Annotated in this window: 16 protein-coding genes; 6 read left to right on the top strand and 10 right to left on the bottom strand. The window is 51.2% G+C overall.

Annotation, left to right across the window (positions count from 1 at the left end; genetic code table 11):
* Positions 1-132 precede the first annotated feature (132 nt).
* Together HRU79_02910 and HRU79_02905 are read left to right on the top strand one after the other, a co-directional pair.
* Positions 133-5175 carry a choice-of-anchor D domain-containing protein gene (locus HRU79_02910; protein QOJ25652.1) on the top strand — a complete coding sequence of 1681 codons (5043 nt, stop codon included), beginning with the start codon at positions 133-135 and terminating at the stop codon, positions 5173-5175.
* Positions 5172-6359 carry an NAD(P)/FAD-dependent oxidoreductase gene (locus tag HRU79_02905; protein ID QOJ25651.1) on the top strand — a complete coding sequence of 396 codons (1188 nt, stop codon included), beginning with the start codon at positions 5172-5174 and terminating at the stop codon, positions 6357-6359. Before HRU79_02910 ends, HRU79_02905 begins: the two co-directional genes overlap by 4 nt.
* Here HRU79_02905 and HRU79_02900 read toward each other — a convergent pair.
* A complete protein-coding gene (locus HRU79_02900; GenBank protein QOJ25650.1) occupies positions 6287-9670 on the bottom strand; it encodes a UvrD-helicase domain-containing protein in 3384 nt (1127 codons plus the stop codon). The two genes, HRU79_02905 and HRU79_02900, sit on opposite strands and share 73 nt — an antisense overlap.
* Complete coding sequence (locus HRU79_02895) at positions 9667-10929, bottom strand: insulinase family protein (protein QOJ25649.1); 1263 nt, start codon at positions 10927-10929, stop codon at positions 9667-9669. Before HRU79_02895 ends, HRU79_02900 begins: the two co-directional genes overlap by 4 nt.
* A gap of 84 nt (positions 10930-11013) precedes the next feature.
* Here HRU79_02895 and HRU79_02890 point away from each other — a divergent pair, with 84 nt between their 5' ends.
* From HRU79_02890 to HRU79_02875, 4 genes are read left to right on the top strand one after another with little or no spacing between them, the layout of a single operon-like run.
* Entirely contained in the window at positions 11014-12333 is a 1320-nt protein-coding gene (locus HRU79_02890) for a CHASE2 domain-containing protein (GenBank protein ID QOJ25648.1), read from the top strand.
* On the top strand, positions 12330-13364 hold the full coding sequence (locus tag HRU79_02885) for a hypothetical protein (GenBank protein QOJ25647.1): 1035 nt from the start codon (positions 12330-12332) through the stop codon (positions 13362-13364). Before HRU79_02890 ends, HRU79_02885 begins: the two co-directional genes overlap by 4 nt.
* A gap of 2 nt (positions 13365-13366) precedes the next feature.
* Positions 13367-13804 carry an NfeD family protein gene (locus HRU79_02880; GenBank protein QOJ25646.1) on the top strand — a complete coding sequence of 146 codons (438 nt, stop codon included), beginning with the start codon at positions 13367-13369 and terminating at the stop codon, positions 13802-13804.
* Between the two features lie 49 nt (positions 13805-13853).
* Entirely contained in the window at positions 13854-14849 is a 996-nt protein-coding gene (locus HRU79_02875; GenBank protein QOJ25645.1) for an SPFH/Band 7/PHB domain protein, read from the top strand.
* A 4-nt stretch (positions 14850-14853) separates the two neighbouring features.
* Here HRU79_02875 and pyrC read toward each other — a convergent pair whose 3' ends face one another.
* The 8 genes from pyrC to HRU79_02835 all read right to left on the bottom strand — a co-directional run bounded on the left by pyrC (position 14854) and on the right by HRU79_02835 (position 22914).
* The gene (pyrC, locus tag HRU79_02870; GenBank protein ID QOJ25644.1) at positions 14854-15861 is read right to left on the bottom strand and encodes a dihydroorotase; all 1008 of its coding nucleotides are present in this window, start codon (positions 15859-15861) and stop codon (positions 14854-14856) included.
* Positions 15858-16322, bottom strand: a complete 465-nt coding sequence (locus HRU79_02865) for a type I restriction enzyme HsdR N-terminal domain-containing protein (GenBank protein ID QOJ25643.1) — start codon at positions 16320-16322, stop codon at positions 15858-15860. Before HRU79_02865 ends, pyrC begins: the two co-directional genes overlap by 4 nt.
* On the bottom strand, positions 16319-17017 hold the full coding sequence (gene elbB, locus HRU79_02860; protein ID QOJ25642.1) for an isoprenoid biosynthesis glyoxalase ElbB: 699 nt from the start codon (positions 17015-17017) through the stop codon (positions 16319-16321). Before elbB ends, HRU79_02865 begins: the two co-directional genes overlap by 4 nt.
* A 23-nt stretch (positions 17018-17040) precedes the next feature.
* Positions 17041-17313 carry a hypothetical protein gene (locus tag HRU79_02855; GenBank protein QOJ25641.1) on the bottom strand — a complete coding sequence of 91 codons (273 nt, stop codon included), beginning with the start codon at positions 17311-17313 and terminating at the stop codon, positions 17041-17043.
* 6 nt (positions 17314-17319) lie between these two features.
* Positions 17320-18078, bottom strand: coding sequence for a hypothetical protein (locus HRU79_02850; protein ID QOJ25640.1), 759 nt, complete (start codon positions 18076-18078; stop codon positions 17320-17322).
* Positions 18075-18992, bottom strand: a complete 918-nt coding sequence (locus HRU79_02845; GenBank protein QOJ27251.1) for a methionyl-tRNA formyltransferase — start codon at positions 18990-18992, stop codon at positions 18075-18077. The genes HRU79_02850 and HRU79_02845 overlap by 4 nt, the downstream gene beginning before the upstream one ends.
* 72 nt (positions 18993-19064) lie before the next feature.
* Complete coding sequence (locus HRU79_02840) at positions 19065-20351, bottom strand: serine hydrolase (GenBank protein QOJ25639.1); 1287 nt, start codon at positions 20349-20351, stop codon at positions 19065-19067.
* 4 nt (positions 20352-20355) lie between these two features.
* Complete coding sequence (locus tag HRU79_02835) at positions 20356-22914, bottom strand: leucine--tRNA ligase (GenBank protein ID QOJ25638.1); 2559 nt, start codon at positions 22912-22914, stop codon at positions 20356-20358.
* Positions 22915-22926 lie beyond the last annotated feature (12 nt).

The following is a 22926-nucleotide window of genomic DNA, read 5'->3' as shown; positions in this document are numbered from 1 at the left end:
TGCAGAGTAGTGATGTCCAAACATAACAGGCAGGTTACCATTTATCGTACAAAAAGTATGTGCTATGTTTGATTTACTGTAACCGTTTACACCTAATTTGGTTACTGTGCAATTGACCTTGCTTGGGAAGTTATGACCTCAGTCCATTTTCGCTACCCATTATGTATTGCCATCGTGGCGCTGTTGTGCTGCGCACGCATGGTGGCTCAGTTCCCTGCAAAATGTGATACCAGAAAAACATGCGTTGGGCAGGCAATTGAGTTTACGGTTTCCTCGGGCAGAAATGCACAGTATATCGAGCTGGACGGCGAGGTATCAAAACCGCGACAAACCGAACTCACTGTTGAAATGTGGGTAATGGTAACCCGGCAGGCAGGATTTCGGGTACCACTTGGCGGTTTGTGGGGTCCTAATAAAGATTATAATGATGTCTGGGTACTGTACATCAGCGAAAACGATGAGCTTTCGTTTGAGGTAAGCCCCGAAGCTACGCAACTGAAAGACGTCGATAATACGGTAGCACGGGCTGCGTTTAGTCCGTACTACGGTACGTGGACGCATGTGGCTGCCGTCTTTAACGGCAACACAGCGTCAGTTCAGCTCTTCATTAATGGTGTGCCTGCCGTCGCTCCTGCTACCAATGCCACATATCCCACAACCTACCTGAAGCCCCTTGAAAATCCTGGTTTGCAAACCCAGTTCGCACGATGCAATGCCATGGCAGATAACGAGGCACTGTACCGGACTATGCTGGGGCAGATGGACGAGATGCGAATATGGAACCTTGTAGTTTCGCCGCAAGACATCAAGTGCCGGATGAACAGCTCACTGGCAGGGAACGAGCCGGGACTTCAGGCCTATTATCGGTGCAATGAACCGGTTAATAACTTAAATGATATCTGTGATGCCACCGGTCACGGGCACGCCGGCGCGCTGCGTGCACAGGCAACCAACAAGGCGAGTAAGAGAAGTGTTCCGCGAACAGTCATTGTGAGTCCGCAGCAGGTTACCGAACAGATCTTATGCGATAGTGTTCGCAGCTGGACATTTACGATCGAGGATACGTCGGAATGCGGTAGCACGGTGAATCTCCGCATCCGCGGTCCGGAGGCATCGGCCTTTACGGTAACCCCTACACAACTGCCACTGGTAAAAGGTGTGCCGGTGACGGCAACGGTTACGTACAAGGGAACACACGTTGGCGATTTCCTTGATACACTCCAGATTTCAGGCACCAACCGGTGTGGTAGTACAGCCTACATTAAGCTGAATCTTACCAGGATCACCGAACTGAACGTCAGCCGCAATTCTATAGTGTTTGATACCCTGTTGGTGGGGTGCAAGGCACAGCAATTTATTGACAGCTCGATTACGATTTGCAACACGTCTGACCTGCTTGGGGCACCGCGTTCAATTACCATCACATCAATGAATACCCGCGAGCCGCAGGGCTTTAGAGTCATGAACGTTACGTTCCCTCTGCAGCTTGCACCCGGAGCCTGTACAACCGTCGTCGTGCGCAGCTTCGTCAGAGATACCACCAACGATTATTCCGATACCATCAGGCTGGTTAGTACTGACAGGTGCCAGTCACGTCCAATCGAAATCGTTCTTCAGGGCAGAACTCAGGAGGTAATTTCCGTCCGATCAACCAGCGGGGAGAAACGCATCGACAATCTGAAATTCGGCTCGGTATGTCCGGGTCAGCTCTCCAGTCCTGCGTACTACGTTTGGTCGAACCTTACACTTACTCCGTTAACGATCGACACCATTATCGTCCCCCCCGATTTTACCCATTACAAGGTACGGCTCCCGTTTACCGTACTTCCAAAAACAGGGTACGATCCAATTGCGGTCCGGTTTCGTCCGCGTGCACCGGGGCCCGTTACCGATAGCATCATCATCCGTACCAAGGTTGGCGGATGCGTAATTGAGCGTGTTATTAAGGTCAGTGGAAGGGGGCTTGACAATCGCGTTGAATGGAGTGTTGACAGTGTTGATTTCGGCGATGTTGTGGTGGGCCGGCAGCGCACACTCAACGTTACTGCACGAAACCTTTCGCCCGACGATCCGCTCACGATTTCGCTCTATGTTGAGCGTGGTGCTTCGTTTGTTCTCCTGGCCGGCACAGGAAGAACAATACCTCCAAACAGTACGGTGCAAATACCGGTAACGTTTCGACCGATTGATTCTGTGCGCTACACTGACCGGCTATGCCTGTTCGAGACCCGGTGCTATACGGTTGACTGCGTTGACCTGCGCGGACGTGGCGTGCTGGAACGGTTCAGGTTTTCACCGTTGGTGATGAAGACCGAGAATGTTGTAGCCTGCGGCAGCGAGAAGGATACAGTATGCATTGTTAACATTAGCGGTGCCCCACAGCAGATACGCAATGTGCAGTTTGATAATCCCTCCGGACGGTATTCACTGGTTGATCCGCCCGTGCTGCAATCGGCGTATTCAATTGCAGGTGGTGACAGTGTCTGTTTCGTGGTGGAATACACTCCTGCCGATTTAACAACCGATCGTGCTGACCGTGCTTTCGTGCGCTTTACTGATGAAGCTGACTCGAACTGGACGCTTCAGCTTATCGGTACATCGGCAACACCAAAAATATTTATTACCGAACTTACAGCCTACGGAACTGTTGAAGTAGGCGACGCGAAAGTCCTTACCCTTGTTGTAGAAAATACGTCACCGATGCCCATCACGATTGACAGCCTGTCGGTAGGTGCCGGCTTTAGCGTGGCGGGCACAAGCCGGCCGGTTCCGCTTGTACTGCAGCCACGCGACTCCATCACGGTGGATATAGAGTTCAGACCTACCGCCAGTACTGCATACAACAGTCAGCTGGTAGCGTATTCATCAGCCCCCTGTCAGATTACAGGGGAAGGCCAGGTAAACGGCCGGGGAATTATCATGGAGCTGGAGAGTGCCCTGAGCCTTGTTAACTTTGGTTACGTCCGCCCATGCGACTGCAGCAACCGGAGTATTGAGCTCCTAAATGCATCGGCGGTATTCGACATGGTGGTTGATTCAATGTGGATTGACTCTGCCGGAGTGACGGGTGGGCGACCGCAGTTCTTCTCGTGGACGTCGAAATTCTCACCAACCGGTGTTGTACCTTACAGCATACCTCCCGGGCAGCGAGACACGGTTGTTATTCGGTTCTGTCCCAACGTGCCTGCCGACTCAGCGAGCCTGGAAGTGCAGGCCATGCTTCATATCAACACGCATGGATCGGCATGGTCCCGGTCAATCGAAGCCTTCCTGATCGGTAAGCGTGCCCTCACCTTTGCACCGTACCCCCTGGCAATCCAGTTCCCATCGGGTGTTATCGACATCCTTAGTCCGATTGCCCGCACCGTCAGGCTTTCGATACCCAGCTTTGTTCTTAATCCAGCTCAGGATACGGTGGTGATTGATTCCATTGGCTTCCTGCCGGACGAGCGGGTGTTTGTTGTTACCCAGCCAACGGTTTTTCCGCTTGTACTGGAGCCGGGAAGCAATGCCACGATCGAAGTACGACAGCGGCCAAGGGCACCACGAGTGTATCTTGCCAAAATGGTAATATATTATAGTAAGCCATGTAAAGGGGCCGATACAACGGTGCTGGTGCGTGGCGAGGGATTTGCTCAGCCGCGCGGTATTGCCTTTCAGTTCGACCCGAACCGTGTAGTACCGGATACGTTTGTTATGGCAAGCTGCGATACTCTGGTGATACCGCTCCACTCGTCGATATCGATTGATGCCTCGGTAGTTGACATCTTTATGAGGGTTGATTACGATAGCTCTCAGCTCAGATTGCTGGATGTAACGTCGCCACTTCTGTCTAACCAGTGTACGTCAAGAACCGGTGGAATTCAGTACACGTCATCAGTGATGACCGATGTCTCGCCGTACGGTGGTATTAGGGTGACGCTTAAGAATGTTTGCGGTGTTGACTCGCTAAACCCGTTTGCTTATCTGCGTTTTGTTACCGTGGCTAACAACCGTGCCAATAGTCCGGTTTCGGTTGACAGTATAAATTTTGATACCGAAGATGTAATCCTGTATCGATTGATTGGCGTTGGAGACCGTGGGACGATTATTGCGCAGCTCTCTGATATAGCGATACGGAATCCGGTGGCATTTGACAGCGTCAGGATTTTAGACTGTAGCGAACACACCATTGTGGTTGTGAATGTGGGTGATATATCGAATACGATAGACAGTTTGGTCGATCTGCCTCTCTACACGTCAGTCGTATCCAGCATACCACCCATCGGGAGCAGTATTGCACCCGGTGACAGCGCCGTAGTTACCCTACGGTTCTGCCCACAGGCAGAGCGGCAGGTTGACACCACAGTTCGGGCCGTTAGCACAACGCCATGCAACACGCAAACGGTAAGTGCTGTCACGGGCTATGGTTATGCTCCCGAGTTGGACATTCAAACTGCACCGGCAGTAGTACATTTTGTTATTGATACAATTTCAGGTGTTATTGGAGATACCCTTGAAATCCCGCTCCAGCTTGATGTAGATATCGCAACAGTGTACAACGGTGTTACGCACTGGCTGAACGGTACAGATGCTGAGTTCAGAATTGAGTACAATCCACGGTCACTCCAGTACCTTGATGCAGTACAACTTGCAAAGCCCGGCAATTCAACGGTGAACTATCTGCAACCCGGCATTGTGGTGCTAACACTTACCGATGCTGACACCCTGGCTGCGGGACCGCTTGCACGTTTCCGGTTTGTTGTAACTGTTCCCGAATTCACGGCAACCAACATTACTGCAACAGCATCAGGCTTTGTTAGTGACTCACTGCAATTCCTGGATGTAGTACCACGTCCGGGTCAGGCCCCCTTTGTTACTGTTGGGAAGTGTGATATCACGGTGGTGCGTTTCAGCACTGCCGGCCAGCCGCTCTTGCGTATCGATCCTAATCCGGTTACTGCAGATCAGCCGGCAACCATTCAGTTCAGGATGCACGAAACTGTACCGGTGGTGATTACGATTAATGATGCATCCGGTAGAATTGTGCATTCCGTGCTTGATGGCAATACACTGCTTCCCGGCGGCAGTTATGCTGTGCGGCTTGATGTTGCAGACCTTCCGTCGGGCATGTATGTTGCACGAATCAGTGCAGGTATTTTCACCGATACGGTTCCCTTTGTTGTAATTCGATGAAACATGTTGTTGTGCTGGGTGCCGGTGCGGCGGGATTGATGTGTGCCGCACGTGCAGCACGGCAGGGCGTTCATGTTACCGTTGTAGAACACATGAGCAGTCCCGGGAAGAAAATTCGGATTAGTGGTGGCGGACGCTGCAATTTCACAAATCTTGAAACAGCTCCCGATAGATACGTTTCTGCCAATCCGCATTTTGCAAGGTCGGCTTTGTCACGGTACACACCAACTGACTTTTTGATGATGGTGAATCAATACGGGATCTCCTGGCATGAAAAAACCAGGGGACAGTTATTCTGCGATGGTTCGGCACAACAGATTATTGCAATGCTGATGTCGGAATGCAATCTTGGTGGGGTACGCTTTGAATTTAACGCAACGATACACACCGTTGAAAAGGCTGACCGGTTTCGGGTGGAAACGTCATCAGGCATTCTTGAAGCTGATGCAGTGGTGGTTGCAACGGGAGGACTCTCGATTCCACGCATGGGTGCTACAGGGATAGGACACCGGATTGCACAACACTTTTCGATGCCGGTAACCGAAACAGCACCGGCGCTGGTGCCACTGGTAAGTACGCCGGAATTCCGGCGTGTATATGGTACACTTTCGGGTGTAAGTCTGCCGGTACGGGTTACTGCCGGCAATACTGCTTTTTCTGAATCAATGCTGTTTACTCACAATGGTTTAAGTGGTCCGGCGATTCTGCAGATCTCTACCTACCTTGGTCAGGCTGATTCTATTGTTGTTAATCTGCTGCCTGATGGTATTCCGGAATCTGTCTCCGCTGCAGGAGCTGCCGAGAAGCGACTGCTGCGTACCATACTGGGCGAGATCCTGCCAAAGCGGTTGCTTCAGCAGTGGCCTGACGAACGTCTCGGCCATACCCGGGCTTCGATGGCTACAAAAACATTTCGCGAGGCACTTGACTCCCTTCAAGAATGGACGGTTGAAATCTGTGGCACCGAAGGGTATGCTAAGGCAGAAGTCACCAGAGGCGGTGTTGACACTCGTGCACTGTCATCAAAAACCATGGAGAGCACCACGGTTGGCGGACTCTACTTTATTGGCGAGGTTGTCGATGTTACAGGGTGGCTGGGCGGATACAACTTTCAGTGGGCGTGGGCATCAGCCGTAGCAGCTGCCGATGCGATTGCATCCGTAAGCTCGCGTTCAAGCTCCTGAAGATGGTCCCTGCGAAACGTCCACTTGCTGGTCCACGTGCTGCGGTCCGGTCCGGCATTGGGAACAAAGGCAAGGTAGGCATCAACGGTTTCAAGCTCAGTCTCCGGTTTCAGCAGCAACCAGGCGTAGGCCAGCAGCTGGTGATAATACATGGCAGAGTAATGTTTGTACTCTTCATCAGATGTCGGGCTGATAAGCTTCCAGTCCCAGATCTCTGCATGTGTAGGACTAATTCTGAATATCACATCGGGCCGACCAATCACCAGCGTAGCTCCCAGCATCCCAACCCGCTCCTGTTCTACCTGGGCAATTGCGCCGGGCGGCTGCCAAACATCTCTGACGTCAAGAAACCGACTCCACTCGGCCGGCTCGGTCCCGGAGGGTTGATACTGGTTCGTCAGCAGCAGGGCAATGCGCTGGTGAAATTCCGTTCCGGTATCCATGGAACCGGAAGGTGACGCAGGACCCCCAAGAAAATTCGCCGACGCGAGTGAACTTACATGCACGGTTGCTGGCATACCGGAGGTGCGAATTGGTTCATGCAGAGGTAGTAATGAAGGTGACGATGCAGTAACGTGTACCGTCCCGGGGGTTGCAGTGACTGTATAGGGGGTAAAGTGTTTGATTGCGCCGGTTTCAGCCAGGAGCGAAAGCATCCGCGAGCCGGAGCCCCCTTCAGGATTAACAACAACAGCAGCATGATCCATGGCTCGGGTTAATGCAACATACAACAGACGTTTCTCCTCGGCACGGATTCGCTCTTGTGCAATGATGCCATTCACAACATGCGAGGCGGAATCACCAAGGGCATCCGGACAGCTCCAGTGTTCTGCTCCCCGATTTGACGGCAGATTCACGGTTAAACTTAGCTGGTCAGACGTGCGAACCGAATCGCTTCGGCCTGCAGAGCTGATACCGCACAGCAGAACGATTGGGAACTCCATGCCTTTCGACGCATGCAGCGTCATGATCTGCACAGCATCGGTTACCGGTGGAACACGCTCGGCTTCGTTATCAGTTTCGTCGGGCACCTGGATACTGCCGATAACAGTGAGCAGCGAGGCGCCAGGAGCCTGCTGTTCAATCCTGATCAGGTCAATAAGTTTATCAACGTTATGAATGATTTGATTCCTGCGCGGATGATTGCCGATCTGTTTGTGCCACTGTGTTTCCATGAGGGCCTGCAACACGATGGCATCGGGTGGAGTTGTTGGCAGTAATTGCTTCAGCAAGGCAAGGATATCACGGGCGCGCACCAGCGACTCCGGAGCATGTGGGTGCTGCACACTTGTCAGAAAGGCATCGTGACTAAACGGTGCGCCGTTGCCGACTGAACGCACAAACAACAGGTCAGCATCAGTACACCGAAACAACGGAGACCGGAGAACGGCCGCCAGAGCAATCGGGTCGGTATCCGTAAGAGCACGCAGCAGGTTGCGGATATCGGCAACTTCAGGACGCGAGAAAAAGGCACGGCCGCCATGTACAAGCACCGGGACGCCGTTTGCCTGAAGCCGGCGTGCAAGTTCGGAAACTTCGTTCCGCTTTCTAACCAGGATGGCTATATGGCCTGCCTGGGGGGCAGTAAGCTGCTCGATACCACTGCCACGATTGCTAATAACAGAAATATCAGCCGAGCCGTTTAGTATGCTCAGCACATACCGAACAACGATGTCTAACTCATCGGTTTCCTGGACAACAGATTCTGCTACCGAAGCCTGCGTTACCGCAGGGCTCTCTAAATCCGAAGCGTCAGCACTGCCATCTTTGGTGTTCGGAGGAACAGTAATAACGCGCAACGTACCAACCAGCGTGGTGTTATGCTGCGGTCGCTGCGAAATCAGGTTGCTGTACGGCACATCGAATTCTGTGTCTCCGGGGAAAACCAGCCGGCAGACGTTGTTGATGGCATCGGCAAGGGACGGAGTAATCCTGTATGAGCTTTGCAGGGTTATTGCCTGCGTTGGAAGGGAAGGGGCTTTGACCCTATTCACCCGCTCTGCAGCATGTTCAACTTCTTTAAAAAGTCGGACGTCGGCATCGCGGAAACCGTAAATGCTTTGTTTATCATCGCCAACAACAAACAGCTCCGGGCTGCTCAGGTGTTCGTTCCCAGAAATCAGGTTCGGTACCAGTTTTGTTACAATCTTGTATTGGAGCGGATTGGTATCCTGAAACTCATCAATAAAGAGATGTTTGACCGATGAACGCACCATACTGCAGATTTCCGGATGCGTTTCGAACAACTGCATGGTACACAGCATCATGTCGTCAAAATCCATAACCGAAGCCCTGCGTTTCTCCGCACTGAATCTGGTATGCGCCTCTGTTGCAATGTTGGCAAGCACCGTTAACACCTCTGCCTGCGTACGCTCTGCGGCTGGGTTTACTTTGGCAAGGGCAAAAACTGATTTTAATGCAGACTGAATGTCGGGCAGGTAGTCCGTAAATACCTTTTTCTTACGCGGTGTACCTGAATCCGTATAGAACTCTTTCAGAGCCTTGATGGCAGAAGCAATGCCATCAAAACTGGTGGGAGCTGACAATAACACCTGCAGAGCGTTCCCAAGGCTTTCCAGCAAGGGTTTACATTTGGGATCGTTGGCACATTCGCTGTTCTTCAGCGTCTTGTAAACGGTGTCAACAAGTGGTTTCAGTATCTCGGAAGCAATCGTGGAGGCACGCTCCAGTCGGGTGTCGGCCAGATTAGCTGTTTTCGACCGGTAACTGTTAATTGACTGCAGTAACTCACCGTTTCCCGCAAGGGTGTACACCAATTCGTGTGTACCCTTCATGCCCAGGTAATCAAAGCAGAGCTCTGTGTGTTGTGCCGGGTACAACTGGAGTGTCTGTGCTGTTATCTGCAGGAGGAGGTCGCGACGCTTCCTGTCAGACAGTTCGCCCGAATTCGGGTCCAGACGAATGGCTGCACCGTAATTCCGAAGAATGCCAGTGGCAAAGGCATGAAAGGTGGAGATTCTGAGCTTGCCAATCGAATTCCGGATAGCGGTAAGCTTGCTGATGATCTCGGCATCGCTTCCTGAGGTCCCCAAAACAGTAGAGCGATCCTCGGCGGAATCCAGAAACCTGTCTATGAGATGCCGAACTCTTTGCTTCATTTCGGCAGCAGCCTTGGTTGTAAATGTAATGGCAACGATGTGTTCGGGAGCGACGTTTTCGTGTATCAGCAGCCACACAATTCTCATGGTGAGCAGGAAGGTTTTTCCGCTCCCTGCATTGGCGCGCACCACAAAATGTCGGCCGGCACTTAGTGCACTCTGCTGTTCCGGGCTGAGTGACAACGTGCTCATGCATCCTCCGGCAGTAAGGTAAGCCGGTGCCATTCGTCAGGCACACACAACGATCTTGCCAGCTGGTTAACATGATCTTCCGACACATCCATGACGTCAGCGATGGCCTCGTACGGGTTTTCAGGCTTGCCTTCGTCAAGCATTCCCTTGCCCAGCAAATTCAGCCGTGCCGACAGTGATTCCAGTGCCATAATCCGTGAAGCACGGAGCTGCTCCTTTGCTCGTATCAGTTCGGCTTTCTTTACGCCGTCACGCGCAAGAGCAGTGAGAGTTTTTTCGATCAGGACCGTGCTGTGTACCGTTCGGCGGGCATGGGCTCCCGCATAAATCGTAAGCATTCCGGTATCATAAAAATGCTGAAGATGCGAACCAACGCTATAGGCTACGCCACTGGTCTCGCGCAGCTTAACGTTCAGTCTGCTGCTCATGCCGTCACCAAGGATGACGTTAAGCACCGACGTCGCCGTTTTGTCGGCCGAGGTGTAACCACCACAACGGCGGTGCCACACGATATGGGCCTGATGGACGGCCCGACGTTCGGTAATGGTTGTCACTTGTGGCAGGCAAGGAGTTGTACGCCTGAGTTTGGTACGTGCACGGGGGATATCTGCAAGATGTTGTTCGATCAGATCATACACTTCTGCGGGTTGAACGTTACCCGACACTGTGAGCACCATATTGGTACTTGTATAAAATTTTTTATGAAAGGTGCGAACAGTATCAGCCGAAATCTGCTCTAATGTCTGCTCGTATCCAACTATCGGTGATCCCAGTGGGTGCTTCTCAAACTGGTACTGTTCTGCAAGATCCAGAACAAACTCTTCAGCCTCATCCTCATAGGCATGGATTTCCTCAATGATAATTTTTCGTTCCTTGGCAACATCCTTGTCACGAAAAACAGGCTTGGTAACAACGTCAGCCAGAATAGGCAGAACCTTCCCCAGATGTTCCGGCAGCGAGCGTACGTAATAACAGGTTTCTTCCTTGGTAGTAAAGGCGTTGGCGTATGCTCCCACATTTTCGAAGCCCCTTGCAATCATGATGTTCGACCGCGTAGCTGTCCCCCGAAACGCAGCATGCTCAACAAGATGGGCCACACCCGCCTGATTGCGAAGTTCATCACGTGTTCCGGCCTTAACCCAGATTCCCAGTGCAACAGAATGAGCAGTTGGCACAGTATCAATCACGACTGTTAAACCATTGGCGCAGGTTAGGATGGTTGGGTTAAAGGCGGCCGAAGGAATGGTGCTGTTTTGCATAAAACACCAAACTACAACAACATGCCGTTGCGATAGCTATTTTGCAACAAGCCTGTACCAGAACATACTCAGTATTTACCACCCATGTCAACGTTCTTCCGTACGTTTTTTCAGCTCGATAATCTTCTGGTGTCGATCAGTACCATTGGCGTTATCGGTTTGCTGTACATCATTCCGCAAAACGTTGCCTTCCTGGACCCGCTGGGGCAGGCAATCGGAGATATCGACGTAACCGACATTGTGTTTTCGCAATTCAGGTCGGACGAGATGACGCGTGTTGACACCAACATTGTGCTGGTAAATATCGGCTATGCTTCACGAGACGAAATTGCGGGGATACTGGAACGCATTGCCAGATATAAGCCAGCGGTGGTAGGTGTGGACGTGTTTTTTAAAACACTGAAAAGCGATTCCGCTGCAGACCAGCGGCTTGCTAACGCTCTGGCATCGCTACCAAACGTTGTCATGGCATCAAAGCTGGCGTACAAATCTGATTTGGAAGAATCGGCACCATTGGAACGGAGCACCGATGATACAGAAGTATATGATGTGTTCGATACGCTGGTTGTTAGTCATCCAACGTTCATGAAGGGGGCTGAGACAGGCTTCACAAACCTTGTGATTGATCAGGAAGCGGCGTTCATGACGTGCCGCGACATCGCTCTTCAGGATTTTTACAATACTACCCGTGAGCCCTGTCTTGCCCTGAAATTGGTACAGTATGTAAATCCGGAGGCTGCACGTATCGCTCTGGCAAGAACCGCCAAAACCGAGCCCATTAACTACCACGGTAATCTTGAGTCATTTTACTGCATTGATGTGGGGCAGGCGATGGATTCGGCCACAGACTTGTCAGTAGTTCGTGGCAAGATTGTGATTGTCGGATTCCTTGGTGAAAGTTTGGGCTCAGCGGCATTAGAAGACATCTTTTTTACCCCGATTAATAAGCATTACGTTGGACGTGCCTTCCCCGACATGTACGGGGCAGTAATACACGCCAATGTGGCAAGCATGATACTGCGCGGCCGCTATATTAATGTGATGCCCTTCTGGTTGTCGATTCTGTTCGGGTTTGTGTTATTGTATGTTAATGTGGCTGTACTGACGTATTTTGCCGAACAGAACAGTGTAGTGTACGAGATGATTGCAATGGCAATCCAGCTTGGACAAACTGTAACAATGCTTTTTCTGACAATCTACGTGTTTAATAACTACGATTATAAACTGGCTTTTACGCCAGCGTTTCTTGGTGTTTTTCTGGTGGGAACTGTTCACGACATGTACGAAGACTCAATAAAGAAGCTTGCCATCATGGGGTATAACCGCTGGAAAAAGCATCGATCAGAACATGCTGATTCTGACGTAAACAAGGATAGTAACAGCAAGGGAGGTCAGAGCTCATGACCGGATTACTTCGTTTTATCGTGTATAGTGTTCTTGCTGCCGGCTGCGTGATGCACTGCATGGCTCAAGGCAGTTTTAAAATTCTTGCACTGCGTGGTACAGTAACTGTTGGTGGTGCAGGTGTTCAGATTGGCAGCAGGCTGAAAACGAGCGGCTCAATTACCGTCCCCAAACAGGGATACGTTAGCCTGGCTCACACCAACGGAAAGGTTATTGAGCTTGCAAAACCAGGCTCGTATAACCTTGCCGACCTTAACAAGGCTGCCCTGAAAAAAACAGGATCTGTTACCAACAAGTTCGTTGCCTATGTAATGGATGAACTCACCGAGGTCAGTGAACCAGTATCGTTTAAAGAGGCGCATCGCTCTAAGATGCAAACAACAGGTAGTGTGGAGCGGGCTGCCGGTGATGATGTCAATGCCGTTGACAGTATTTTGAGCATTGTGGGTGCACCTGGTGAACTTACCGCTCTTGCAGCAGTTCAGGACAGGGAAATTTCCTCAGGAAGTTTGCTGTGCGTGATCATGCCACGGAACACACGGCTGATAACCGATACGTTGCAGATGTGGTGGCACCGGGCACCAAGCTGCGGTAGCTACCGTGTTGTTGTTAGTGATACCAAGGACCGTACCATTATTGACAGGGTGGTGACCGATACAGCATCGCGGCTCAGTGTGACCCAGGCGGGTTTTGTTCCGGGAGCAGTGTACTACTGGCACGTAGAAGATTCCGCAAATCCGGGCTTTCGGTCAGATGAGTACGCATTATACCTTGCCCCTAAGGACGAAGCCGACCAAATTACTGCTGCAATCGAGGACGTCAGGAACGAGTGTGGCAGTGATCAGAGTGCCATCAGCGAAGTTGTTCAGGCATCGGTATTTGAATCAATGGGGCTTGTCTATAATGCATACATAGCTTTTGAACGCGCCACGGTACTTGCGCCGGGAGTGCAAAACTATAAACGTCTTTTTGCTGAATTCCTCTGTCGGCAGGGGCTTAATTCCGAGGCATTTCTCATATACAGGCAGTAACAATGACCTACCCTCAGATCTGGCTTGTAGTTGCAATTATCCTTTTCATCCTGGAGATTTTTACTCCGGGATTTGTGCTTGCTAATATCGGTGTTGCCGCAATGGCCGCTGCTATTGCCGGCTGGCTGGGAGCAGACCTTGCCTGGCAGTTCATTGCCTTTGCGGTGGCCGGTCTGGTTTCGTTTGTAACTGTGCGCCCCCTACTGCTACGCACGATTAAGGATGGCGGAAAGGGTATCCCTACCGGAGTAGATGCCCTTGTTGGCCGGGAGGCCTTCGTTACCGAAACAATACCGGCCGGTATCGGGCGCGGTAGGGTTCAGGTTGATGCCGACAGCTGGCTGGCGGTATCAGCTGACGAACAAGAAATTCCTGACGGCACCCCTATTGTGATTGAGCGCGTAGATTCTTCTATTTTGGTAGTCCGACGTTCCGGATAACCGGTTCAAAGCCCCTTTCGATTATTCACTTTTATTAAAAGGTAGTTGTATGGCCGCAGAAGCAGCAGTCTTCTTATTCTTTATGCTCGCCCTATTTGTGATGATTCTCCTCATAAAAGGGATTATCATCGTACGGCAGGCTGAAGTTATGATTATTGAACGCTTGGGGAAATTTCACAAGATCCTTGACAGTGGCATTCATGTGGTGATACCCATTCTTGATAAACCACGCAGTATTGACTGGCGTTTTGTGCGCAGCGATCCACGCGGTCAGAACGTGTACACGCATTCAACCACAAAACGTATTGACCTGCGTGAAACTGTGTACGACTTCCCGCGTCAGGGCGTGATTACAAGTGACAACGTTACCATTGAAATTAATGCACTGCTGTACTTTCAGGTAGCTGACCCCATGAAGGTGGTGTACGAAATCAGCAACCTTCCCGATGCGATTCAAAAACTTACCCAAACCACGCTGCGTAACGTGATTGGCGAGCTTGATTTGGATGAGACGCTAACATCTCGCGACACGATTAATGCAAAACTCCGGGTAATCCTTGATGAGGCATCACATAAGTGGGGTGCCAAGATTAATCGCGTAGAACTTCAGGATATTATTCCTCCTCGCGATATCCAGGAAGCAATGGAGAAGCAAATGCGTGCCGAGCGCGACCGGCGTGCAACAATCCTTACAGCCGAGGCCGAGAAACGGAGTGCTATCCTTGAGTCAGAGGGTAAACGCGAATCACAGATCAATTATGCTGAAGGACAAAAGAAATCACAAATATTAAATGCCGAGGGAGAAGCTGAAGCACGAATTGCGGTTGCAGAAGCCGAGGCTGAGGCAATTCGGAAAATTGCGGAAGCCGTGGCTAACTTAAAGGGCGACCCCACGTCGTACCTTATTGCCGTCCGGTATATCGATGCGATTAAGGAAATGGCAGCCGGCGGTAATAAAGTTGTCTTTATGCCGTACGAAGCCTCAGGGGTGATGGGCTCGCTTGGCTCGATGAAGGAATTGTGGAACGTTACTAAACAATCGTAGAATGTCAGATCACCACACTTTGAGCTACTGACCAGTCAAGTTTCTTTCCTGCCCACATTGGAATTACTGTTCCGCTGTGTTTGGGAATGGTAATCGCCTTTTCTGCCAGTGTAATCGTTGTGGCGGGTGGCGTAATACGATATATTGTTTGTGCGTTATTGCTTACAAATGCCTGTAGGTTGGATGCTGCTCCGTGCTTATGAAACAGCGATGCCAGCAGAGGTAGGGCAATCGGTGCGGTAAAGACCCCTGCCGCGCATCCGGGGCTTTCCTTGCTTCGGCGCGGGTGGGGAGCGCTGTCTGAGCCAAACATCACCTTGGGGTGGGCATCCAATGCTGCCTGGAGCAGAGCGTCACGGTCCTCCGGTTTCTTGGCTATAGGCTTGCAGAATAAATGAGGGTTCATCAGACCACCAACCACATCGTCAAGCGTGATCAGAAGATGATGCACTGTGATGGTTGCGTACAGGTTTTCGTACTCGTCCAGGAGCATCACGGAGTCGCGCGTGGTAATGTGCTCCATGATAATGCGAAGCCGTGGATATGTTCGTGCCAAATACCGGTAGATATCGCCAAACTCACGCTCACGGTCCATTACAAATCCGTGCGTTTCGCCATGGACCAGAAGCGGGATGTCCAGGTCCTGCATTGTCCTAAACGTAGCGTCCATTGCAGTAATTTCCCGAACACCAGCTTCGCTGTTTGTAGTTGCCCCGGCGGGGTAGAGCTTGATACCGATGATCATGTTGCGTGCTTCTTCCAGTTCAGCCTGGGTGTAATCCCTGAAAAACAGCGTCATATACGGTGTGAAGGGATAGGGGCTAACGGCATCTTGTACCTCGATCGTATAATTATTTAGCGCCTCGATGCTGGTGACTGGTGGTACAAGGTTGGGCATCACGACGGCACCAGCAAAAAACTGCGCCGTTTGAGGTGCTACCAAACGCAACATGTCGGCCTGCCGGAAGTGCACGTGCATGTCAAGCGGAGAATGCAGGGTAATGGTATTCATTCTTGTGTGAGGTGTGGATAGTCGGGTGCGTCGGACAACATGGTAAGTGTGCCCTGTTCGGGAACCCGGGCACAGTACGCCGTCAGCCCGTTTGTTAACAGGATGTACGGGGCTTTCAGCGTGAGGTTATACCATGCGCTCTGACGCAGCGTTTCGTGGGTGATGGTTACTGAGGGTGATTTACATTCAATGAGCAGGAATGGGTTCAGATACGCATCCATCCATAACACATCATATCGCAACTCGGCCGAAGGGAGCGTACGCTCCACACTGCAGCGTCCCACAGGATATCCTTTTGAGACAAGCCAGTGAATACAATGCTGGCGTACCCATTCTTCTGATGTGAGCTTCACGTACTTCTTCCGCACTTCATCAAAAATCTTAGTATATTCCTGCGAAGTGTCGATCTTGATTTCAAACGACGGGAAAATCAGGGCAGGCAGTGATACCGGCGGGTTCATCCCGGATTTTCTCCCAGCATTTCGGCAAGGGCGTTAATGGCCTGCTCAACGTTGCTGAAAATCTCGGTGATACCGGCTTCCATCATGTAGCAGGGCGCACAGATAATTTTATTCTCGGTATCAATACTGATCTCGGTGATCCCTTTGTACTCGGCAACACAGCCAAGGTGCGTAATACCGTCGGAAATTCCGGCAATATCGTAGGGCGAAGGCTCTTGCGGCGTGCCAACTGTAAGTCGGGCCTTGATACCGCTGCCTTCTAAAGCCTTTGCAACCGTGGTTGGAGCCATGCACAGCGCAACAACCGGCTTTGAACGCTTCACCATGTGCACAACAGCGTTTTGCACATCGGGCCTGATAGTACCACCGTCACCGCTAACTGCCCAATTGGTGTGATTCTTGGCCGTTCCAAAGCCACCGGGTAGCACAAGGGCGTCCATTCGATCGGCGTCAAACTCGCTAACGGGAGAGATGGTGCCCCGGGTGATTCGTGCCGATTCAACCATTACATTCCGGGTTTCGTGCTGTTCGGCTCCGGTAATATGGTTCAGAACGTGCATCTGGTTTACGTCCGGTGCGTAATACGAAACCAAAAACCCGTGTCGGGCCAGATGATACAGTACAAAGACGCTTTCCTGGATTTCCGATCCGTCAAATACACCGCATCCGCTTAATAATACGCCAACATGTGCCATAGCATTGCCATTAAAAAATGATACTATTTACTGTGTCGATTCCTTCGTATATCCCGCATTTTAGCAAGAAAAAGGTACGAAACAAAGAAAGAGGCTACGCCGTTTGCCCAGAGGATGCTGATGTCAGCCACAAGGATACCATAGGTAAGCCAGAGTAGAACACCGGCTACCATGAGTATCAGTGTTTTTAAACTTAACTGCGAAACAAGACCTGTCTTGTACACCTTCCATGCCTGTGGGGCTAATGCAAATGTAGAGCAGGTGCCTGCAATCAGACCGATAATTGTGGGGTCCATCTTTGTTTAGGGTAGGTACTGCAAAAGTGTTGACGGATGGTTGCTTACAACTGCATGTAAACCGTACGTCCGTACGTACTGAAGCTGTTCGGGTGTGTTTACCGTATAGGCACCCCACGGAAGCCTGTGCATGCTGCAGTTTTCAGCCTTGATGGTGGTGAGCTCGTGAACAGAGCAGCCGTACGAATTTGCCATGCACGACGCCACAACATCCGACGGTAGCCTGGCGTCAGCAGGTACGTTCAGCGCACACGTAATGATGTTGGGTACGGCCTTTCGCAGGTCTAAAAGCAACTCATGATCGAACGAACTAAACATGGTAAACGGGAACAGGTCTCTCTTCCGGATTTCCTGAAGCAGCAGCTGGGTGTGAAGTATGGTGTTCGCATCACCGGCATGCGATTTTACCTCGATATTCAGGTAGGCATTGCCCTGTATCAGGTCAAGGGCTTCGGTAAGGTAGGGAATACGTTCGCCGGCAAAATCGGGGCTGAACCATCCGCCGGCGTCAAGTGCTCGTACTTCACCAGCTGAGAACATCCTGATCTGCCCGTGACCATTTGTAGTTCTGCCTAATACTGAGTCGTGAAATACAACAAGGGAATGGTCAGCAGTTCCCTGAACGTCAATTTCAATCATGGGCGAACCGGACTGTAAAGCCAGGGTTATGGCAGCAAGGGTGTTTTCGGGTGCACGGCCGCTGTCACCACGATGGGCAATCACAAAGAACTCGGTATTCCGGACAAACTCAGCCAGTGTTGTCATGTATTCACCTTGGTAGTACAGATACCGGATGATGCGCCACGATATCCCAGCAGCATGTTGGCAGTGTTCATTCGTTTTTTACCCGGGAGTTGTACCTCGTCGATGCGCACGGCACCATCGCTGCAGCCGATAAAGAGTTCACGGTTTTGAATAGTCCATTCACCGTGACGGCAGGGGGCTTGGGCCGGCGTAACACGAAATATTTTTAGTATTTGATTGTTCCATAGCGTCCATGCACAGGGGACGGGGCTAAGACCATGAATAAAGTTGCTTACGGTTTGCGTAGGGCGTTCCCAACTGATCTGCGAGGTTTCGCGAAATACTTTATGGGCGGGAGATGCCAGGACTTCCTCCTGTACGCGTGGTTTGGCCGTTCCCGCCAGCAGTAATCCGGTTGTTTCAACGGCACACTGTGCCGCCAGAGGCTGAAGTGCATCATAGAGTTCTCCGGCTGTGCACCCTGGTGGTACGGGATACCGGATTTGGTGAAGGATGCTACCGGTATCAACAACGTCATTCAGCAGGAACGACGTGACGCCGGTTTCTTTTTCACCGTTTATGATGGCATGATTGATAGGAGCGGCACCCCGGTACTTGGGCAGCAGCGAAGCGTGTACGTTAAACGCTCCCAGCCGTGCTGTGGAGTAAACACGAGCAGGTAATATCCGAAATGCAATGACGCAAATAATATCAGGATGTATGGATTGTAATTGCTCGATAAAGGCGGGATCAGTAAGCTTCTCAGGCTGAAGGATGGTGTGTATGCCCAGGTGGGTGCTTTTTTCCTTTATTGCTGACTGCGTTAGTCGTAGCCCCCTTCCACTTGGCTTATCTGGTACGGTAACAACACACGAAACACCATATTCAGCGTGCAATGCCTGTAAGGCAGGCACGGCAAAGGACGGTGTTCCCATGAACACAATCGTTGGCTTGCTGTTTAGCTGTTGGTTTGCCACGTTCTAAGATACGGTCTTGGTTAGGTGTGATTACTTTTTGGAAGCTTCAAGTGTTGAGATAATGCTGCTTACTGCTATCGTAAACTGAGTGGTTGCTTCCTCCCTGGGGTTGACCATAGTTGCGGACACCGTAAACCATTGGTCATCAGAACGCTGCAAAAGCAAGGTTAGGTTTATAACGCCAGGCTCGCTGCCACCCTTAAACCCACTATATTTCCAAGCCCCCTTGGTAAGATCCAGACCAGGGTTGATTGACAGGATGTCGGCAATTGGGGAAAGATCGGGAGCGGTAGAAACCGAATGCAACCATGCCATAGCCCGGCAGAGATCAGCGGTTCCGGCAAACCATTCCACAGAATCCGGCATAACAGGCTCGTAAGCAAAATGAATAGTGTCAGTACTGGCCGAGATACTGTCAAGAATTGTAAACCTGTTGGCTGTGCTCGCACCGGCGTACAATCGACCGCGTTCACCGTTGCGGGTGTACTTCAGCTTGAAGGCTTCCCTGGTGCTTAAAAACGGATTGTTCAGGGCTGCGTGACGGTTCCCCATGACAGTCTGAAACTTCATGACCGAGTCGCGACCAAGACTAAACAACAAGTGGTCGGTAGCGGTGTTGTCACTGCTGCTAATCATGAGTGCCGCAACGGAGTATAGCGTGAGCGGTGAACCCACCGGCCAGGTTTGAAGAAAACCGGATGGTTCGGACATGTACATGCTTTGAAGTGTAATGATATCTGTCCACCGCTTCCGTTGATGCCGAATCTGATGAGCGAGTGTGCCTAAAACATAGAGTTTGAATGCCGACCCGATAGGCAGAGCAATTCCTGTATCCTTTGCTGCAAGTACGGTTCCGGAGGTAAGGTTTTGTACGCAGACTGATGTGGTGCCGCCAATCCTGCCTAACGCGGCAACGGCTTCCTGCAACGAGGATTGTTGCTTCTGTGGTGTGCGTAAAAACAGACCTGTGATCTTGTGCGGCGCACTGCCGGCAAGGGTCATGTGCACCGGAATTGTATAGTTACTGTCAGTTAGCGCTTCGGCAGTTACGCTGTACGCACCCTGGGTTGGTATTACACGAATCGACATACACCTGCCAGACAGTGCGGCAATGCCTGCAACGCCTGCCTTGAGTGCTGCCGGAGGGACCTTGGCCAGAAATTCATCGGAGAAAACACTCTCAAGAGAGTCCAGGTGACCATTGATCAGCGCACACACCTCGTTTAGGCGTGCCTGAATGGGTAGCACTGCCTGGGCCGACAGCGTACTGGCACCATGGCAGAGCATTATGCTGAATACCAGAAGGATTCTACGCATCACGTTATGAAATAATGATGTTTACCAGTTTGCCGGGGACAACGATGAGTTTCCGAATGCTTTTTCCCTCGATGTGTTTAATGACGGTTTCGCTGTTCATTGCCAGGCGTTCAAGTTCGTCAACCTTGGCATCTGCAGGTACCATAAGTTTACCACGGATTTTACTATTTACCTGGAGGACGATTTCCACTTCCGATTCAACAAGCAGGTCCGGATTAAAACCAGGGAATCTGGTCCGATGAATACTGGGTGGGTTTCCGAGACGGTGCCATAACTCTTCACTGATATGAGGTGCAAACGGCGCAAGGCATTGTAAAAACTGTTCGATGTGCTGCCGTGGTTTCACGTCCAGCGGAGTATAAACATTTACAAAAATCATCATCTGTGCTATGGCCGTATTAAAGCTAAGCGTCTCAATATCCTGCCGGGTTTTTTTTATGGTAGTATGAAGAAGCTTCAGAAGCTCCGGACGGGTTTCGTCATCGTCAGACATTGGAACCAGGGTTCCGTTTTCCTGTACGACCAAACGCCACACTCTGTCCAGGAACCTCGAAATCCCCTCGATACCGGTGGGATTCCATGGTTTTGATGCTTCCAGCGGCCCAAGAAACATTTCATACAGGCGCAGGGCATCGGCACCATACTGTTGTACAACAGTATCAGGATTTACAACATTACCCAAAGACTTACTCATCTTCCGTCCGTCTTCACCCAGGATTAAACCCTGGTGGAACAAACGTTTCACCGGTTCGGGTCCACTCACGTGTCCAAGGTCGTAGAGCACCTTATGCCAGAATCGTGCATAGAGAAGGTGGAGCACAGCGTGTTCGGCGCCGCCAACGTAAAGGTCAACGCCACTATTTCCCATCCAGTATTCTTCCAGCTCCCGACTGCAAAAACGGCTGGTGTTCTCGGGATCGCAGTACCGCAAAAAGTACCAGCATGACCCTGCCCACTGTGGCATTGTATTGGTTTCGAAACCTGCCTGTTTGCCGGTTTTGGGATCAATAAAATCTATCCATTCGGGAACGAGTGAGAGAGCCGACTCAACGGTGCCGGACGGATTAAAATCGGTAATGTCGGGCAGTTTTAGCGGCAGCTCTTCAAGCTCAAGAGAGCGTTTTGTTCCATCCTTAAAGTACATAATCGGAATTGGTTCGCCCCAGTAGCGCTGGCGTGAAAACAGCCAGTCGCGCAGCCGGTACTGAACCCTGGAGCGTCCAACATTGGTTTTCTCCAGCCATTCAACAATTGCCAGTTTTGCATCAGCTGTTGGCAAACCATTCAGGTTAACGGTGCTGTTTGCAGAATTCACACACACTCCGTTACCAGAAAAGGCTTGGGCAGGAGTATCGGTGGGGGCGTGGAGGGTGTCGGTATCCGGTACAACAACCTGGACGATGGGCAGACGGAAGATACGGGCAAAGTCGTAATCACGCTGGTCATGCGCAGGCACAGCCATAATTGCACCCGTACCGTAGTGAGCCAGAACGTAATCCGAAATATAAATCGGGATACGTTCTCCCGTGGCAGGGTTAATGGCAAATGCGCCGGTGGCAACACCGGTTTTTCGGGTAGCCAGCTCGGTGCGCTCAAGATCGCTTTTACGCATTGCAGCAGAACGGTATTCATTTACCGAAATGTATTGTTCGTCGGTAGTAATTTTTTCCACCAGGCGATGTTCAGGAGCAAGCAACACATAGGTGGCGCCAAAAATCGTGTCCGGACGGGTGGTGAACACCTCGATATGCTCATCGTGTTGCGCAATGGTAAATCGGATCTCAGCCCCTTCCGAGCGTCCAATCCAGTGACGCTGCATTTCCATGGTGGACTGGGGCCACTGCAATGAATCCAGATCGTCGAGCAGCCGTTGAGCGTAGGCGGTGATACGAAGCATCCACTGACGCATTGGCCGGCGTTCCACCGTATAGCCTTTCGACACCCATTCGTCCACTTCTTCGTTTGCGAGAACCGTACCCAGGGCCTCGCACCAGTTTACGGGGATATGGGCAATGTATGCCAGACGATGGCTGTCGATATACTGCTCCCGGCTGACCGGATCGGTTATTGATTCAGGGACGGGTAGCTCATGTATAGGTCGTGCCTTTCCAACAGAGTGGTCGAACCACGAATTGTAAATCTCCAGAAACATCCACTGCGTCCACTTCATATACCCGGGATCGGTGGTGTTTACCATCCGCTGCCAGTCGAAGTCAAACCCTAACATGTTAAGCTGGCGCATGAAGGTTGACACGTTCCGTTGGGTGATCAGCGTAGGATGAATATTCTCGACCATCGCCTGACGTTCGGTGGGCAAACCAAAGGCATCGAATCCCATGGGGTGCAGAACGTTAAAACCGCACATCCGTTTGAATCGGCTGACGATATCGGTTGCGGTATAGCCTTCGGGATGTCCGATGTGCAAACCGGTTCCGGAAGGATAGGGAAACATATCCAGGATGTAATACTTGGGCAGTGAGGTATCGTCAGACACCTGGTAGGTGCCGTTTGTTTGCCAGAACTGCTGCCACTTGGTTTCGGTATCAGAAAACGGATAGTGCATGGGAAAACAGTA

This window comes from Ignavibacteria bacterium, assembly GCA_015709655.1.
Classification (GTDB): Bacteria; Bacteroidota; Ignavibacteria; order Kapaibacteriales; family Kapaibacteriaceae; genus OLB6.
The sequence above is the reverse complement of the archived record's forward strand: the minus strand, read 5'-3'. Positions and strand labels throughout refer to the sequence as shown.